This window comes from Enterobacter sp. BNK-34 (assembly GCF_048684445.1).
Lineage (GTDB): Bacteria > Pseudomonadota > Gammaproteobacteria > Enterobacterales > Enterobacteriaceae > Enterobacter > Enterobacter pseudoroggenkampii.
This window is the reverse complement of record NZ_JBLQUA010000001.1, coordinates 3,986,222-4,001,386: the sequence shown is the minus strand read 5'-3', so window position 1 is coordinate 4,001,386 and position 15,165 is coordinate 3,986,222. Positions and strand designations below refer to the sequence as shown.

The following is a 15,165-nucleotide window of genomic DNA, read 5'->3' as shown; positions in this document are numbered from 1 at the left end:
CCATCTTTAACGATGTAATCTTTATCGATGGGACAACTTTACCGGCAATGCCCAGCGCCCGTCGCCGCGCCGCTGGTCCCGCCGCCTGGAGTACGATTATCGCAATAACCTGGTGCGGGAAGAACGGGACGATAACCCGTTTAACTGGAACCGCTGGCAGTACGACAGCGCCGGGGCCTGCTCGCTCAGGACGGCTCGCTGCCCGGTCAGGAGCAGTGGCGCTGGGATGCGGCTGGTAATCCGTTAGAGGGCGCTGGAAAGAAGATTGCCCATAACCGGGTCACGCAACTGAACGGTATTCAGTGGCGTTATGACATCCACGGCCGTACCGTAGAGAAGGATAACGGCCAGATCCGCTGGCACTACCGGTACGACGGCGAACACCGCCTGACGGAGGTTATCAGCCAGCCGCGGGATCGCAACAGGCCGCAGATGCAGGTCAGCTTCCGCTACGACCCGCTCGGACCACGCATCAGCAAAATGCGACGCCAAATGCAAGGCGGACAGCTAACCGGCAAGCCGGTTTGTCTGGGAAGGGTTCCGTCTGCTGCAGGAGCTGCACGGAGACGTGCCTCTGACCTATGTCTACAGCGACCAGGACAGCTACGACCCGCTGGCGCGAATTGACGGCGTGGAAGCGCCGGGGATCTTCTGGTTCCACTGCCAGTCCAACGGCACGCCAGAGCGGATGACGGATATCGAAGGGCAGGTGCGCTGGGAAGGGGTGAACAGCGCCTGGGGCAAGCTGTTGCGGGAAAGCGAGACGCAGGGATCAGGATATTCCCAGAACCTGCGGATGCAGGGTCAACACCTGCATTGTGAGATGGTTGCACGACAATCTGTTCCGGTATTACGACCCGGACTGCGGACGGTTTACGCAGAAGGACCCGATAGGGCTGGCGGGGGAGATAAATCTTTACCTGTATGGTGCAAATAGTCTTACGCGAATAGACCTTCTGGGATTAAAACAAGAGGAAGTTATACGCTATACGAGTAAAGATGAAGCGATTGCATCAGCTTCTGAGCGTGGTGGTAAAGGTGGATTGGTCCCAAATAATCGAGGTGATAAAGCCATATGGGTTAATCATGATAGCCGACCAGGATTTAACCCTGGATAAAAATATCCTTCCTCGTTTTAATGATAAAATCACTTCATTCCAGATTGAAAAGAAAGATGCTAAAGGTAATTGGAAGAAATGTGGTAAGAGGATTACGTAATGATTTTTGAAATGTTTATACATAAAATTGAACACTTCACTAATGCGAGAGCAGAGATTGAAAGTTTTGGAAAATATATCTATGTTCAGGATGAACCGGACCTATTCCCCGTTTGTTTTAAAAAAGAAAATGGGAAGCATGTAGAGTTGAGTCGTTGGCAAACTTGCTTTCCTAAAGTTATGTTTCAGCGTGCGTTAAACAAGTTAGGCCTAAGTGAAGATGGTAAGTATGCATTTGAAGTTTTCCTTTCTCGATTAGGTTATCTTTTTCAAATAGATAACCGACAGCGTATAGATAAAGATATCTTTATCTTGTTTTATATCTATCAACTGTTTTCTTTAAAAGATAACGAAGAAGATTACGCTATAAAAGCAAAAAGCTTTTTTTTAAGATTTTTGTGTTTTGAAATGGGCATGGATGATGACTCTTATAATTTGCTATGCATTACTAAAGATGGGATTTGTATAAATACTTCTCAGCATGATAATGTCTCAATATTGTCTTTGCTTGAGCAATTTTATGTACAATTTGAAAAAAAGAAAAACTTTGAAGATATTAAGTCTATAAAACATTATCAATTATCAGTGCTGAATTTTTTGTTTGTTGCGAACAACGATAGAAGTTCCCTGTCTTTTAATGATAAAAACTGCTACCTTTGCGATCCTGATAGTTTTATTAATACTTATGAGAAATCTAAAAAAACAATTTATAGAGCCTTGGAACATTGTTTTGACAAGTATCAATCCACGAAGAATTTACTAATATCAAATTTCATTCTAATGAATTATTCGTATTATATTGTTAGAAATAATTTGGCTGATCTCAAAACTTTAAGAAGACATGTTTCTTCAGATATGTTTAGACAAATAATTTCCTCAATAGTGTACAGAGTTTTTTTTGTGAATGAAGACGAGATATTTAAGGTGGTTGGCAATGAATATGACATCAGCCTTAAAAAAATGAAGGTCGAATGCTTTTTAATTTAATATATTCGATTTAAGGCATTAATGTTAGATCACTGTCGGGGGCATTAGGTTTTGAATGTTCAAACCGCTGTAGAGCCCTCGATTGTTGAAGGCCAAACCATGGCAGGACAATAGATTTACGGTTTGCTCGTTGTAAGTTGAAAACTTGGTATCTCTCATACCGTGCCTTGGCGGATGCCTCTATTAATCGTGCGGATTATTTTCTTAACCAGAGGATTCTTTATTGGAAAAAATAATTTGTTATTTCCGCCAAGTATTACGGATAATTCATGTGGGAAAAGGGTCATTTTGTAACTTTTAAAAATATCTACATGAGCGAGGCAAATGTATTCTCCTTTAAAGTCCCTAAGCGGATGGCGGATTTAAAAGAAGAAAGTGCAATACCTCAGGTTGGTTATCGTACTAATCCGTTACATCAAGAGGGATTAATTCCTAAGCGTGTGGATCCGACAACGCCAGTTAGATCGTATGAATTACCATCAATATGGGCAGAATGGCTTGACGAAGTAGCGATTCCAGTCTCGGGGAGTGTAAAATAGGTTATTATATGAATATTAATAAAGATGAAGAACTCCTTGTGATAATAAAGAACGAAGGAAGATTTTATTGGTTCGTGGCCTTTAAAGAAATGTGGGTTTTAGACAGAGCAAAATGGGTAGAAGATTTTGTGAGAAGTGGGATGGAAATAAACCTACAGGATATTCATAAGGAAAGATATAACATACCAGTTGTAAATGAAGAAAACGCAAAGATATTCATTGATGGTTTAATTAAAGATGCTTATTTATATAATAAGGATGATATAGCTGAGGAGTTTTATAATAGGCTTTCGCAAAAAACCACCTGGTGGGATATATATGATCTAATGCCAGATTTGTTTATAGACTTTGATAATAAAAGACTATATTCCCAATATGTCGAAAGTATGCATTATCACAAATATGTTCCTGATGATTGGCAAGGTGAACTTGTAGATTTCTGCAGTGATGGATCGTTACCTCAAGATGAAATGTTATGGATAAAAAATGAGACAGATCATAGGAGCATTGTAATCACTAAAGGGTAAAAATATATTTCCAACATACCATTTTTTTTGAGTGTGCAATGGTAGATGCATCATGTTAATCTTTAACCATTGCGCTGAATTGTGAAGGAGATGGAATTTACTATAATTTAATTCTTTTTCCGAATGGATGGGTGTAAATGATTGATTTTAATGCTGATATTTTATCAGGGAGAGCGCTAGGTAACGTGTTTTTGGGTGAAAATATAAGTAAATATATGAATGAGTTATATACCGGGTTTAAGGTAAATTACTTTGATTATTTTTTGCCTGATGATGAGAAAAGGCTTGCATATATTGTAGATGACACTATCACAATCGCTACCCTTGAAGATGGAACGATCATTTCGATTGGTTGTAATGTAAGCTATAAGGGGAGGTATAATAACATATTACAACCAGGTCAAACGATGAGGCAAATAATCGACTTGACTAATAAACAACGCATTTTTAATGGTTTCATTATTATAAATGACGACTTTGGTTTTTCATTTGAGTTGCCAGCGCCTTATGATGAAATCGCAGATAGCATTGCACATGTTCCACTGGATCTCGTTCTTAATGAAATCCGTGTAGCTGATTACTCTGACTGGAATCCTCAAAAAATATAACGCTGAAATGTGAGTTGGGATTGATACTACAGATTATAACTTGACATAATAGTGTTTTTAATTATTTCATAAAAGATTAAGTATTGAAAATTATGCATGCAATAATACATTTCCAAACAAATACAGCAACAATTGTGATTTATGATTTAATGTCACTAAAACATAGACTTAACGATGATGTAGATTGGTGGAGCCTTCCAGAAGATGAAGTTGAAGAAATAAATAAAGGTAATGTGTTATTTCTCAATCTTGGAGATGATGGAACCTATAAAGTCCATATTAAAAGAGATGTTGATGAATGTACCGGGTCGCTATTTTTAAACGTACCTTCTGGAAAGGTTTTCATTGGGGCGGGAGAAGATGTCACTGGCGGAGATCTTGAGCCTGACGACTCAGATGCCATTTCAGGTGAGTTTATTACTTTAGAACCTGGTAGTTACGAAGTTAAATATAAAAAGCAAGATTCAAATATTCTAATTTCCTTTGCAAAAGCAACGATTACTGAAAACTCATTAGAAGAGGGAGTTTATCTTTGAATGAAAAAATAGAATAATACAAGTAGTTCATCACATAGTCATTTTTAACAATTTTCTTTTTCCTTCTGCACGCACCTTGCTTGCTTTTTTGCACTTTGCTTACTCTTAACCTCCATAATCGGTCATTATACTCGTGACGAATAACCCCAACCTCAGGATAGCCCCCGTAGTTGCTGACCACCCGCAGCGAGTACGACCTCCTCGGGCTTCTGCATCGCCGGGATGTTTTACCCGCCAACGAGCCGCCAGGTGCTGGGCGGACAGCCCGCCGGTAAGCTGGTGACCACCTGGTTTGTCCGGGAAGGGTTCAGCCTGCTGAAGGAACTGCATGGAGACGTGACGCTGACCTACGTCTACACTGATTTGAGAGATATAGTTTTGCGAGGTAACACAGGACTTGATGCTCATCAAGCGGGGCAAAAAGCTACTATGAAAGATCTTGTAGAAGGTTATGACCCTAAAACTGGCCCGTCAATTTTAGTACCTTAAGAAAGCCATACTATATCAAAAGAAGGTGTCGGTATTGTTTCACGAAGAAAATTAATCCTTCAACTGGCTAACCATTTGCTAATGCGAGGGAACTGCTTGCTAGAGACATCTTAGAATTAAGGCGAGTTTATCAAGACATTGCAAACAGCGTTCTTCAGGAATTAATCGCAAAAAATAAAGCAATGTATCCTGAAATGAGAAAATCAAAACCTAAAGGTAAAAGTAATTGTAGGAGATAATGTGAATAAAGATGAGTTAGTTGTGAGATCATTACTTGCCGAGCTTTTAGGCGATACGCTAAATTATTATATTGATAATCTATCTGATTTATCCAAGTCAAATGGTGATGATGATCCTTATTCGCGGGCAAGAAGTGTAATTCATAAACTATCCCCAGAAGAACAGGAGAAAATTTTCAATTTCCTTAGGTTGGTCATTGTAGATACAACTTCTACTGTTCTCGGAACAATCGATGGTTCACGTTTCCCTCCAAATATTGATGGGGATTTTAAACTTGAATATGACGGCGATGAAATACAAGGCTCCTTACAAGATGAATTAATTTCAAGATCTGAAGAGCTTGGTGTTTATAAATAAAGATTCTATCAATCTTTAACCATTGCGCTGAATATATAGAACATTGATAAGAAAAATTGGTTTTTTTATTCCATTTTTTATTATGCAATTAATGGCTGGTTAGTTTCAGGAAAGAAACAATAATTGCCCTTATTAATAATTACAACTAATTCCTCAATAAATGCGAACCTAATGGAGATAATATTTATCTCAATATAGGATTTATTCATTTATAGGTAAGCCGATATGGAAAAGCAAGATTTAATTGATCAGTTAAATGAAGTTGAAAAGATTATACACATGTCTTTACCTTCTGAATATAAGCGCTTTATGATTGAGAACGTCAAAGATAGCTACTCTTATGAAATTCAACGAGCAAATGGTGGCCAGCTTTATGTTTTCAATTGTTTTGACTTGCTTGAAAGAAATAATACATACACAATTCAATCGGTGGAGCCTGACGTTTTATTGATTGGTCAAGATGGTGATTTGGGATACTTTTTGAATTTGCGTAAAGGTACTGATGAGATTTATTCTTTAGATCTTGGAGCGTTAGGAAGTCTGGACATGGATAAAGAAAGTAATAGCATATTTAGGCTATAATGTTTGATTTATTAATCATCTAGTTCAGAACATTGAAAAATCCTCGTCAAATCGTGAATTTTTTTCAAAACAAATCAAATAGTAAAAAGTAGTTTATCAAATCGCAATTTTTAATGATATAATCTTCCCCTTCCACACCCGCGATCCACCGCTGGTCTCTCTGCCTGGATTACGATTGCCGCAATAACCTGGTGTGGGAAGAGCGGGACGATAACCCTTCACGATGAAAAGAATATTATCTATGGAGGACGTGGGGAAGCTCCAGCTCGTTTGAATAGCCATGCGAATACACCGGGTAAATCACATTTGCAACAGTTGATTATGTTTGATAATAATTTGACCAAAGCGGAAATTAAATTCTTGGTACAAAGGATTATGGTTCTTAATGGTGGAGCTAAGTCAGTGATCTCCTTAAAAAATCTCATAAATAAAATCAGATCATTTAGTCCTTATAACCTAAATGCTAGCACATAGGATATTGCGGGTCATAACAGTGATTGGGGTGGAAAAGTATTGAAAGATGCGTTATCAATTCTGAAAGGTAATAGCTTATGAAAGTAAAATACAAAGAGGGTGACATCTTTGTCATTCCGATGAGTAATGGGAAATTTGCGATTTGCCAGATTGTATTTGCTCCAAAAGAAAAGTTTAAGCAAGCAATAGGTTTCTGCATTTTATCAATACAGAATACGGAGGAGCTTGAAGATAACAGTTCACTGAGACCTTTATCTTTTGAAAAGTTTGGCAAAGAGATGAAGGTTGTTTTCACTGGCAATCAGAATATTAGCAAAGGCATTTGGAAAATTATTGGCCACGCTAATCTTACTGAAGAAAAAAAAGAATTAAAAATATTTAATTATGCTGGCGGCTTATATGATGGGGAGGACGAAATCAGGCGTTTATCTGTTGCTGAATATCCAAATTACACAACAATGGGGGTTTCAGGCTTTGAGCTTGTCGACAATGTTCTGATAAATATTTGATCATCAGGGGAGGCGGGCTTCCTAAGCTAATTTTCATACAGCAACAGCTCATAAACACCTTAAATAAATTCGCGATTTTTTTGATCATCTGGCCAAATAATATATGAATCATTTCAGTAACTGTGAAAAAAAGATTGGACGTGCAGATATTGCTAAAAATGAAGAAGAATTATCTATTATTCTTCCTGATGATTTCATTTCACATTATCTGCAATTTAATGGTGGCACTCCTGAGAAAAGTTGGTGGGCCGATGATGAAGATTTTGAACCAGTAGAGGTGGCTGGGTTTAAACCGTTTATTTATAATAGTCAGACAAATGATGACCCTGGATCTTTAATTGATGGTTGCTATGTCAGCATGTTGGATAGGCAAGTGATCCCAAAAAACCTTTTTCCCTTCGCAAATGATTGGGGAGGGAATTTCTTCTGTCTGGATTTAGATAATTACTCAATTGTATACTTTGCTACAGATTCTTTTGATGAGTATTTGACTATGCAAGAGAATCATATAAAACTTCAAAGATATCTGACAAATTCATTTTCCATCTTTGTTAATGGATTGGTAACAGAAGAAGATCTTTCATAAGAAGCCATTGAATGTTAGCAATATATTCACTACAATTAATAAGGGTAAATGTAAATTGAATAAGATGCCAGATAATTCAATTGTTGTTATTGATGTGGCTGGGACTAGTATAAAAATACGTGTTTTGGGAAGTGGTTTAATTAAAAAAATGCAGGCGATAGGTTTTTCATTAAAAGATGAGTTTATGGTTATACCTGTAATTGACGAACAGAATAAACAACGAATAATAAGACTGTTAGTTGACGAAGGTGCTCTTTTTTTATTTGGACATGGTTGGTATCCATCTGAAGTAATAGAGTATTATAAAGAACAAAACATCAAATTTGGTAAATATAAAATTATTTACTGGAGTAATAGAAATACATACCATATAGAGGAGAGATAATCCCTCATAAAATAAATTCTGAAGAGCACTAATCAACCATTCAGATAATCTTCAAAGTACAGGAAGAAAAAATACTTTTGTTTTACCGGCTGAAGGCGTTTTTTTACTTAAAATTGAAAAAGTCAAAGGAAGTAAATGTTGTCTGTAGCTTTACAGTTCATACCCTGAATACGACCAGGGTCGTGTTCAACAGCTGCATGCTGAAAATAGAGTTATTAATTACGACAAGATTGATATTTTCTCAGAGGAACTATGATAAATTTGCAATCTTATAATGAAGCATTGGATTTTCTGGAATTATTTTTTCAAAAATATATTCTTGATTATAATTGCCTCCAGGATATGCAATCTATTTTAGAGGGTTGTCGAAAAGAAAAAACGGTTTCTATTCAATCTATAGACTCATGCTTTATGGTATATAGACGAAAGACTCAAGATTATAGAGTCATTGCTCATGAGGAACAGGAGATATGGAGGCAGTTGTTCAATATATGGCAATAAATTTTTATAATCAAAACTGGCAAGAGATGACGGATATCAAAGAGCAGTAATTGTGGTGCATGTTGTAATATTGGTAACATTTTTATCAGAGCAGTCAGGTGTAACGAGAATAAAAATCGAGGTAAGGTAATGAACAATAAAAACATACAAATAGTTAATCTACTGATTTCGCATAGTCAAATATTGTTACGATCCCGAGACTATGATGAGAAACTGAGTCAGTGGGGGAAAGGAAATATTTCACAAGGTGCTGTACTTCATAAGGATTATGTCATATTTGATCCATTGCCAGATGATGCATTTGGCGCAAACGTGAATATTAAAGTAGAACAATCTTTCAATTTAGATGATAATTCTCAGCGCTGCATCGTTGTGCCATTTTTTGTTACGGAACAACATAAATTACAAGTCGCTTCAGCAACTGAAAAATTTGATTTAAGCTTAGGATTAAATGATAAAACTTATTCACTGTTTTATGAAGTTTGTGAAGGAGATGAAATTTATTATAATTTCACGCTCGTACCGACAAAAGAAACTGTTGCAGCTAAGTTTTTGCTAGACGATCCCTGGGGTGGAATAAAAAATCATCCTCTTAAAGAAGGTGTTTTTTAAATTTAAAGCTAACCAAAGAAGATTAATTTATAAAGAATCAGACGTAAAGAAGGCGATCATTATGTCGCCATCTTTAACGATGCAATTTTTCCCTTCCGCACGCAGGGCTGTTGAGCGCATGCGATGAATTCTACCGTCTCGATCGCTCATTGCCGCGTATTGACGGCGATGATGCACCGGCAGGGTTGCACGACAATCAGTTCCGGTATTTTTTGAACTGGCCGATTACTCTGAGGTACAGAAATGAAGAGAGATGACAGCGCGGTCGCGTGGATCAGATATAGACACTGCACTTTCAATAGACTCCTTTACAAGGTGACTCGTGGTCGTGGGAGTCTTCTTTTGACGCATGAAGGAACATGAAATCATTCTGAAAGGACTTCTAAGAGGCTACGTTGAGGCGAATTTACCATGATAAATGATGATGACCTTATTGAGTATGCGCGAGAAAAAATTCCGGATGAATATAATTCTTCTCTAAATAAAAAGAATAATCTTCAATGTGCATCATTTATAAACAATACTCAAGATGAGTTGCGAATAATGAAAGCGCATAAAAATAATACAAAACTTACAGGGTTGAAGGTAGAAGGTCTTGATGAATTAATTATTGCTCTTGAAAACTATGATGAAGAAACTGTCTTAGTAATTAATATCCTAACTAAGTCATTTTCCTTTAAAATTTATTCAGATAAAAACAATGCTCTACTGGGTGTTATAATCCTAAAATTAAAAAAGAAAACCAACGATGAAATTCGATTTGGGCGAGATGTTCTTGGCATTACGACTCCTCCTCCTGACATAGAAAATGATTAGTTTTTATTGCTTAAACAGGTGTACAAACCAACCAGAATCTCCATGCGTAGCGTTCCAGTATCAATTAACGCTTGCATACATGACTCCTTTGTTAAATGGAAACACTGTTTTAGGCGCAACCAAAAGTTGGATGTACTAAAATAAATCGAAATAAGAGCTCAGAGAAGCCTGTCATGAATTACGATTCATATAACGAAGTACTCGATTACCTCATTGTTTTTTTCAACGAAAGAGTGAATTCATCAATTTATTTAGAAAAAATAATGACTTTGATTGAAGGATCTCGCTCTGAAAAAACGGTGATGATAAGAGCTATTTATGAAACATACATGCAGTATGTAAAACAAAATAAAGATGGCATAAAAGTTATCGCTGGGGAAAAAGAAATGTGGATTGACTTATTGCACCATTGGCAATAAGACTTTATTGCTATGTGGATATTATTGTAAATGTTATAACAAATGTGATTTTACACGGAAAATTATCGTCATATAGTTGTTATCATGTTAAGTCGACTATATCATTAAGATCTTGTTAGACAGTCAAAAGTAAAGCAGGGGAACATGATTGAATTCAATTTAAATCCGATTACCGGTGATCTGACATTTGATGATCTTCCTTTGGGAATTGATACTGAAGAAGGATTTTGTAAGAGTGGATTATACCACGAATTAAACAAGCGAAAAGCTGTAAATAAAACCATGCCGAATCACTACCTTGTTGACTCAGTAGCGTTTTTCGACAAAGAATTTCAAGTTACTATACGCCCGTTGTGCTATGGTTTTCCTTTTATGCTTCATCTTGTTGATAAAAACAGTCAGTATTATAACGCATTAAATGACTGGAATGCGCGAGCTAATATTCACATGCTAAATGAATCAGTGAAAAGCTTATCTGATTGGCTAAAAGAATCACTCAATCTGGACACGCCTGATACCACGGAAACAGACATGATTAGGTGGCGCTTTGAATGGGGGCGGGTTTCTGTCTCATATGAGATAAAATCATTTAATCACGGGATATATTTAACCTGGAATATAATGTAGTCACTTCCAGACAAGGTGGTTTAGATATGTTAGAAATGAATTTTGATGTTAATAGTGGCTTTGTGGCTATTAACAATTACCCCCTCGAGTTAAAGGATGTTGAGACTTTTAAAAACTCCGAATTTTACATGTTATTCTCTCCGTTGAATACAATAGGCTCTTATTATTTCTCTATTGATAATATCGATTGGAAAGATCAAACTTTCATATTAGAACTGAGGCCTTCTGTGTTTTCTTTTTCTCCTTGCATATTCCTTACCAGTAAGAATGGGAATTTTTATAAAACTTTATGGGATTGGGATAAAAGAGCCAATTTGCGTAATTTATCTGAAGAAGAACAGCGCTTGACAGCATGGGTTGATAGTGAAATAACCTCACGCCCTAAACTTAAAATTAGTACGCCTCCATACGGAACTCAGTGGCATCATGAGTGGGGAAGCATTATTGTACAGTCTAATGAGAAAAGCTTCGACTGTGGAATTTATATCGAATGGAATGTTTGACTGAATGACATTATTGATTAATAAAATTAAAAGGTTATAGAAAATGAGAATAACTAATCGACTGAAAAAGAAGGTACTAGTCCTGGATGGCATAGATAATGACTTTTTAGATTCTGGCGCAGAAATAGCATGCCCTGAATGCGAGGGAGTAATAATCTATTCTATCGTAAACTCATATGAATTTGACTCGCTCTCTGAAGAGGTGAAAGACTTTTTTGTTAAGAAAATGAGAGGTGTGAAGTTTGTTAGTGAACATAAGAAGTATATCTACGATGAAAGCCAATTATATGTTTCGAAAAACACTTGTTCAAAGTGTGTAAAGGAATTTTCTACTGTATTAACGTATAAAGAAGTGCAGCCAGCACGATACCGGGTATATCTTGTGGGGCTTTTTGAAGGTGATTTGAAACAGATCAAACTTTAAAAGTTGAGGTTTACCGATGATTGAAAATCTCATTTGTATTAAAGAAAATGACCTGCTTCAGTGGGCGTGTGCTGAACGTAACATACGGGTTAGGATGCCATTTTTAGACTCTGCAATGGTCGACTCAACACGCCAGTTAGTCTTTGCGTTAAGCGAACCAAAGCCATTACCAACTATTTTGACCATCTTCAGTGCTCAGGGCGAAAAACTATTTTGGTCTGCACCTCCTGAAGGCGCTATTTTCTATTACTTAACTTTCAACCAGTCAAAGGAAGTAATTGTGGCCTGTAGCTATGTGGTAAAGCAAAACGGCTGGCATGACTGGTTCTATTCGTGGAATAGGAAGAATAACGCGTTGTCTCGATCGGGCCCTGCATATTAAGATCAAATGTGCCCAAAATGATAACGATACCCGATGGCAACAGAGGAACTGCATAAGCAATTCCAACAAACGGCTAAAAACACAGCTGAGAGGCAAAGGATGAGCACGGTTTATATTGTCATTTTAACCTATATCAAACCACTCGAAGAGATTGACGCAGCAATACCTGCGCATGTCGAGTGGCTAAAAAAAGGGTATGCAGAGGGAATTTTCCTCGCATCCGGAAAACGGGTGCCGAGAATCGGTGGGGTCATTCTCGCGAAATGTGAGAGTCTTGCCTCTCTTGAAGAGCGATTACGCGAGGATCCTTTTTCAGAGGTTAAAGCTCGCGACGGCTGAAATCATTCCTTTTGAACCCAGCATGAAAACAGAACTCTTAGACAATGTCTTTTGACCCCGCAATAAAAAAACCACGCCAGGGCGTGGTTTTTTTTCATTCAAGACGACTCAGACGTTGAACAGGAAGTTCATCACATCGCCATCTTTAACGATGTATTCTTTCCCTTCCGCACGCATCTTGCCGGCTTCCTTCGCGCCTTGCTCACCCTTGTAGGTGATGAAATCTTCAAACGCGATGGTCTGCGCACGAATAAAGCCTTTCTCGAAGTCGGTGTGGATTTTACCCGCAGCCTGAGGCGCAGTTGCACCCACTGGAATGGTCCAGGCACGCACTTCTTTCACGCCAGCGGTGAAGTAGGTCTGCAGGTTGAGCAGGGCATAACCAGCACGGATAACGCGATTCAGCCCGGGCTCTTCCAGGCCCAGTTCTGCCATAAACTCATCACGCTCTTCGTCATCCAGTTCGGCGATATCGGCTTCTACTGCGGCACAAACCGGAACCACGACAGAACCTTCTTTCTCGGCGATAGCACGCACCTGATCGAGGTACGGGTTATTTTCAAAACCGTCTTCGTTCACGTTGGCAATGTACATGGTTGGCTTCAGCGTCAGGAAGCTCAGGTAGCGGATGAGCTCTTTCTCGTCTTTGCTCAGATCCAGAGAACGCAGCATGCCCGCGTTTTCCAGCTGTGGCAGACATTTTTCCAGCACCGCCAACTCGGCTTTGGCATCTTTATCGCCACCTTTGGCTTTCTTGGAGATACGGTGGATCGCACGCTCGCAGGTATCAAGATCCGACAGCGCCAGCTCGGTGTTGATGACATCAATATCTTCAGCCGGGTTTACTTTACCCGCTACGTGAATGATGTTGTCGTTCTCGAAGCAGCGTACAACGTGGCCGATCGCTTCGGTCTCACGGATGTTGGTCAGGAACTGGTTACCCAGGCCTTCACCTTTGGATGCGCCTTTTACCAGGCCCGCGATGTCCACGAACTCCATGGTGGTCGGCAGAATACGCTGCGGCTTCACGATTTCCGCGAGCTGATCCAGGCGCGGGTCAGGCATTGGCACCACGCCAGTGTTAGGTTCGATGGTACAGAACGGGAAGTTCGCCGCTTCGATACCCGCTTTGGTAAGCGCGTTAAACAGGGTGGATTTGCCCACGTTTGGCAGACCGACGATACCGCATTTGAATCCCATTTCTAAATCACCTTAATATCTTGATAATCAATCCGTTAACGATAACCGATTGATGAAAAGTAAATAACTACGCCTATTATACACGTAACCCGCATGACGCGCGGTAAAAAAGCCGGATCGGGCAGATTATTGCGCTTTGAAAGCGTGTAAGCGGTTTGTCGCTTTGGTTAACCCGTCTTTTAGCCAGATTTCGGTGCAGCGCGCCGCTTCGTCTACCGCTTCGTCAATCAGTTTCTGCTCAGAAACCGGGGGCTTACCAAGTACGAAACCGACAACTTTGTTTTTATCGCCCGGATGGCCGATTCCGACGCGCAAACGGTGGAAATTCGGGTTATTGCCCAGCTTGCTGATGATGTCTTTAAGACCGTTGTGGCCGCCGTGCCCGCCGCCCAGTTTGAATTTTGCTACGCCAGGCGGGAGATCCAGCTCATCGTGAGCCACCAGAATTTCATCCGGGTTGATGCGATAAAACGTTGCCATTGCCGCCACGGCTTTACCGCTCAGGTTCATAAAGGTGGTAGGCACCAGTAAACGAACATCCGCGCCAGCAAGGTTGATACGTGAGGTATATCCGAAGAATTTAGGTTCTTCACGCAGGGGAGCACGTAACCGCTCGGCCAGCAGATCGACATACCATGCCCCGGCATTGTGGCGGGTAGCCGCATATTCTGCGCCCGGGTTGGCGAGGCCGACAATCAGTTTAATCGTCACGATTCAATTCCTAATGGGTTCCAGATCTGGCGCGTAGTTTACTGTCTGGCGCGCCGCTTGACAAAATTCTGCGATCGTCGAAGCGAAATACGAATAATTTCTGATTTGAACAATTAGAATTTCAAGCTGTTCAAAGTGTTATTTGTAAACTTTTGTTTGGGAGTTATCTGTAATTGTGATCATTCACGCAACTCATAAAAGGGGCGTTGTCTATACTTTACACACAAGGATTAGGGGCTTTTCCCCTGACAACCCAAAGTTCCGGAGGTGACACATGAAACGCAAAAACGCTTCGTTACTCGGTAACGTGCTGATGGGGTTGGGGCTGTTCGTGATGGTAGCCGGCGTGGGTTATTCAATTTTAAACCAGCTGCCGCAGCTTGATCTTCCGCAATACTTTGCGCATGGCGCGATATTGAGCATCTTCATTGGTGCAGTGTTGTGGCTGGCGGGAGCACGCGTGAGTGGCCATGAGGAAGTGTGTGACAAATACTGGTGGGTGCGCCACTACGATAAACGCTGTCGTCGCGACCAGCATAAGCACAGCTAGTGCTATGATAAAGAACACTGAAACGGCTCCTGAGGGAGTCGTTTT

At 39.6% G+C, this 15,165-nt stretch carries 21 protein-coding genes and 2 pseudogenes; 21 read left to right on the top strand and 2 right to left on the bottom strand.

Annotation, left to right across the window (positions count from 1 at the left end; genetic code table 11):
* Nucleotides 1-19: 19 nt before the first annotated feature.
* The 20 genes and pseudogenes from ACMGG5_RS19640 to ACMGG5_RS19545 form a co-directional block, all read left to right on the top strand.
* Nucleotides 20-1,218: pseudogene (locus ACMGG5_RS19640) on the top strand (RHS repeat domain-containing protein); the annotation flags it as partial.
* Nucleotides 1,218-2,204 carry a hypothetical protein gene (locus tag ACMGG5_RS19635; protein ID WP_420278386.1) on the top strand — a complete coding sequence of 329 codons (987 nt, stop codon included), beginning with the start codon at nt 1,218-1,220 and terminating at the stop codon, nt 2,202-2,204. The pseudogene ACMGG5_RS19640 and the gene ACMGG5_RS19635, both read left to right, overlap by 1 nt.
* 269 nt (nt 2,205-2,473) lie before the next feature.
* Entirely contained in the window at nt 2,474-2,743 is a 270-nt protein-coding gene (locus tag ACMGG5_RS19630) for a hypothetical protein (protein WP_155267927.1), read from the top strand.
* 8 nt (nt 2,744-2,751) lie between these two features.
* Nucleotides 2,752-3,270, top strand: coding sequence for a hypothetical protein (locus tag ACMGG5_RS19625; protein ID WP_024907047.1), 519 nt, complete (start codon nt 2,752-2,754; stop codon nt 3,268-3,270).
* Nucleotides 3,271-3,407: 137 nt separating this feature from the next.
* On the top strand, nt 3,408-3,878 hold the full coding sequence (locus tag ACMGG5_RS19620) for a hypothetical protein (RefSeq protein WP_048990655.1): 471 nt from the start codon (nt 3,408-3,410) through the stop codon (nt 3,876-3,878).
* A 92-nt stretch (nt 3,879-3,970) separates the two neighbouring features.
* Entirely contained in the window at nt 3,971-4,414 is a 444-nt protein-coding gene (locus ACMGG5_RS19615; protein WP_061714945.1) for a DUF6386 family protein, read from the top strand.
* A gap of 279 nt (nt 4,415-4,693) precedes the next feature.
* Complete coding sequence (locus ACMGG5_RS19610; RefSeq protein WP_267214969.1) at nt 4,694-4,903, top strand: hypothetical protein; 210 nt, start codon at nt 4,694-4,696, stop codon at nt 4,901-4,903.
* A 240-nt stretch (nt 4,904-5,143) separates the two neighbouring features.
* Nucleotides 5,144-5,500: a hypothetical protein gene (locus ACMGG5_RS19605; protein WP_420278385.1), complete on the top strand. Its 357-nt coding sequence runs from the start codon at nt 5,144-5,146 to the stop codon at nt 5,498-5,500.
* Nucleotides 5,501-5,725: 225 nt separating this feature from the next.
* Entirely contained in the window at nt 5,726-6,082 is a 357-nt protein-coding gene (locus ACMGG5_RS19600; protein WP_024907051.1) for an SMI1/KNR4 family protein, read from the top strand.
* 551 nt (nt 6,083-6,633) lie between these two features.
* Nucleotides 6,634-7,065: an immunity 26/phosphotriesterase HocA family protein gene (locus ACMGG5_RS19595; protein ID WP_024907053.1), complete on the top strand. Its 432-nt coding sequence runs from the start codon at nt 6,634-6,636 to the stop codon at nt 7,063-7,065.
* Between the two features lie 103 nt (nt 7,066-7,168).
* A complete protein-coding gene (locus ACMGG5_RS19590; RefSeq protein ID WP_420278384.1) occupies nt 7,169-7,651 on the top strand; it encodes an SMI1/KNR4 family protein in 483 nt (160 codons plus the stop codon).
* A 64-nt stretch (nt 7,652-7,715) separates the two neighbouring features.
* Entirely contained in the window at nt 7,716-8,036 is a 321-nt protein-coding gene (locus tag ACMGG5_RS19585; RefSeq protein ID WP_071994458.1) for a hypothetical protein, read from the top strand.
* 630 nt (nt 8,037-8,666) lie between these two features.
* Nucleotides 8,667-9,149: a competence protein ComJ gene (gene comJ / locus ACMGG5_RS19580; RefSeq protein ID WP_048990650.1), complete on the top strand. Its 483-nt coding sequence runs from the start codon at nt 8,667-8,669 to the stop codon at nt 9,147-9,149.
* 411 nt (nt 9,150-9,560) lie between these two features.
* Nucleotides 9,561-9,965 (top strand): hypothetical protein, encoded by a 405-nt coding sequence (locus ACMGG5_RS19575; protein WP_420278383.1) that lies wholly within the window; start codon nt 9,561-9,563, stop codon nt 9,963-9,965.
* 173 nt (nt 9,966-10,138) lie between these two features.
* On the top strand, nt 10,139-10,384 hold the full coding sequence (locus ACMGG5_RS19570) for a hypothetical protein (protein WP_024907057.1): 246 nt from the start codon (nt 10,139-10,141) through the stop codon (nt 10,382-10,384).
* Between the two features lie 144 nt (nt 10,385-10,528).
* Nucleotides 10,529-11,011, top strand: a complete 483-nt coding sequence (locus tag ACMGG5_RS19565) for a hypothetical protein (RefSeq protein WP_024907058.1) — start codon at nt 10,529-10,531, stop codon at nt 11,009-11,011.
* 26 nt (nt 11,012-11,037) lie between these two features.
* On the top strand, nt 11,038-11,514 hold the full coding sequence (locus tag ACMGG5_RS19560; RefSeq protein ID WP_061714950.1) for a hypothetical protein: 477 nt from the start codon (nt 11,038-11,040) through the stop codon (nt 11,512-11,514).
* Nucleotides 11,515-11,557: 43 nt separating this feature from the next.
* The gene (locus ACMGG5_RS19555; protein WP_047958859.1) at nt 11,558-11,938 is read left to right on the top strand and encodes a hypothetical protein; all 381 of its coding nucleotides are present in this window, start codon (nt 11,558-11,560) and stop codon (nt 11,936-11,938) included.
* A 16-nt stretch (nt 11,939-11,954) separates the two neighbouring features.
* Nucleotides 11,955-12,320: a hypothetical protein gene (locus ACMGG5_RS19550; protein ID WP_024907060.1), complete on the top strand. Its 366-nt coding sequence runs from the start codon at nt 11,955-11,957 to the stop codon at nt 12,318-12,320.
* Between the two features lie 99 nt (nt 12,321-12,419).
* Nucleotides 12,420-12,714, top strand: a pseudogene (locus ACMGG5_RS19545) (YciI family protein).
* Nucleotides 12,715-12,767: 53 nt separating this feature from the next.
* Here ACMGG5_RS19545 and ychF read toward each other — a convergent pair.
* The gene (ychF, locus tag ACMGG5_RS19540) at nt 12,768-13,859 is read right to left on the bottom strand and encodes a redox-regulated ATPase YchF (RefSeq protein ID WP_020690896.1); all 1,092 of its coding nucleotides are present in this window, start codon (nt 13,857-13,859) and stop codon (nt 12,768-12,770) included.
* 126 nt (nt 13,860-13,985) lie between these two features.
* Nucleotides 13,986-14,570, bottom strand: a complete 585-nt coding sequence (gene pth / locus ACMGG5_RS19535; protein WP_023336005.1) for an aminoacyl-tRNA hydrolase — start codon at nt 14,568-14,570, stop codon at nt 13,986-13,988.
* A gap of 274 nt (nt 14,571-14,844) precedes the next feature.
* On the opposite strand from pth, the gene ychH reads away from it, so the two are divergent.
* Nucleotides 14,845-15,120 carry a stress-induced protein YchH gene (gene ychH, locus ACMGG5_RS19530; RefSeq protein WP_024907062.1) on the top strand — a complete coding sequence of 92 codons (276 nt, stop codon included), beginning with the start codon at nt 14,845-14,847 and terminating at the stop codon, nt 15,118-15,120.
* Nucleotides 15,121-15,165 lie beyond the last annotated feature (45 nt).

What these genes read in the sequence shown, in the direction of transcription:
- ACMGG5_RS19635 (WP_420278386.1), top strand. Translation starts at nt 1,218, where the DNA reads ATGATTTTTGAAATGTTTATACATAAAATTGAACACTTCACTAATGCG.
- ACMGG5_RS19630 (WP_155267927.1), top strand. Translation starts at nt 2,474, where the DNA reads ATGTGGGAAAAGGGTCATTTTGTAACTTTTAAAAATATCTACATGAGC.
- ACMGG5_RS19625 (WP_024907047.1), top strand. Translation starts at nt 2,752, where the DNA reads ATGAATATTAATAAAGATGAAGAACTCCTTGTGATAATAAAGAACGAA.
- ACMGG5_RS19620 (WP_048990655.1), top strand. Translation starts at nt 3,408, where the DNA reads ATGATTGATTTTAATGCTGATATTTTATCAGGGAGAGCGCTAGGTAAC.
- ACMGG5_RS19615 (WP_061714945.1), top strand. Translation starts at nt 3,971, where the DNA reads ATGCATGCAATAATACATTTCCAAACAAATACAGCAACAATTGTGATT.
- ACMGG5_RS19600 (WP_024907051.1), top strand. Translation starts at nt 5,726, where the DNA reads ATGGAAAAGCAAGATTTAATTGATCAGTTAAATGAAGTTGAAAAGATT.
- ACMGG5_RS19595 (WP_024907053.1), top strand. Translation starts at nt 6,634, where the DNA reads ATGAAAGTAAAATACAAAGAGGGTGACATCTTTGTCATTCCGATGAGT.
- ACMGG5_RS19590 (WP_420278384.1), top strand. Translation starts at nt 7,169, where the DNA reads ATGAATCATTTCAGTAACTGTGAAAAAAAGATTGGACGTGCAGATATT.
- ACMGG5_RS19585 (WP_071994458.1), top strand. Translation starts at nt 7,716, where the DNA reads ATGCCAGATAATTCAATTGTTGTTATTGATGTGGCTGGGACTAGTATA.
- comJ (WP_048990650.1), top strand. Translation starts at nt 8,667, where the DNA reads ATGAACAATAAAAACATACAAATAGTTAATCTACTGATTTCGCATAGT.
- ACMGG5_RS19575 (WP_420278383.1), top strand. Translation starts at nt 9,561, where the DNA reads ATGATAAATGATGATGACCTTATTGAGTATGCGCGAGAAAAAATTCCG.
- ACMGG5_RS19570 (WP_024907057.1), top strand. Translation starts at nt 10,139, where the DNA reads ATGAATTACGATTCATATAACGAAGTACTCGATTACCTCATTGTTTTT.
- ACMGG5_RS19565 (WP_024907058.1), top strand. Translation starts at nt 10,529, where the DNA reads ATGATTGAATTCAATTTAAATCCGATTACCGGTGATCTGACATTTGAT.
- ACMGG5_RS19560 (WP_061714950.1), top strand. Translation starts at nt 11,038, where the DNA reads ATGTTAGAAATGAATTTTGATGTTAATAGTGGCTTTGTGGCTATTAAC.
- ACMGG5_RS19555 (WP_047958859.1), top strand. Translation starts at nt 11,558, where the DNA reads ATGAGAATAACTAATCGACTGAAAAAGAAGGTACTAGTCCTGGATGGC.
- ACMGG5_RS19550 (WP_024907060.1), top strand. Translation starts at nt 11,955, where the DNA reads ATGATTGAAAATCTCATTTGTATTAAAGAAAATGACCTGCTTCAGTGG.
- ychF (WP_020690896.1), bottom strand. Translation starts at nt 13,859, where the DNA reads ATGGGATTCAAATGCGGTATCGTCGGTCTGCCAAACGTGGGCAAATCC.
- ychH (WP_024907062.1), top strand. Translation starts at nt 14,845, where the DNA reads ATGAAACGCAAAAACGCTTCGTTACTCGGTAACGTGCTGATGGGGTTG.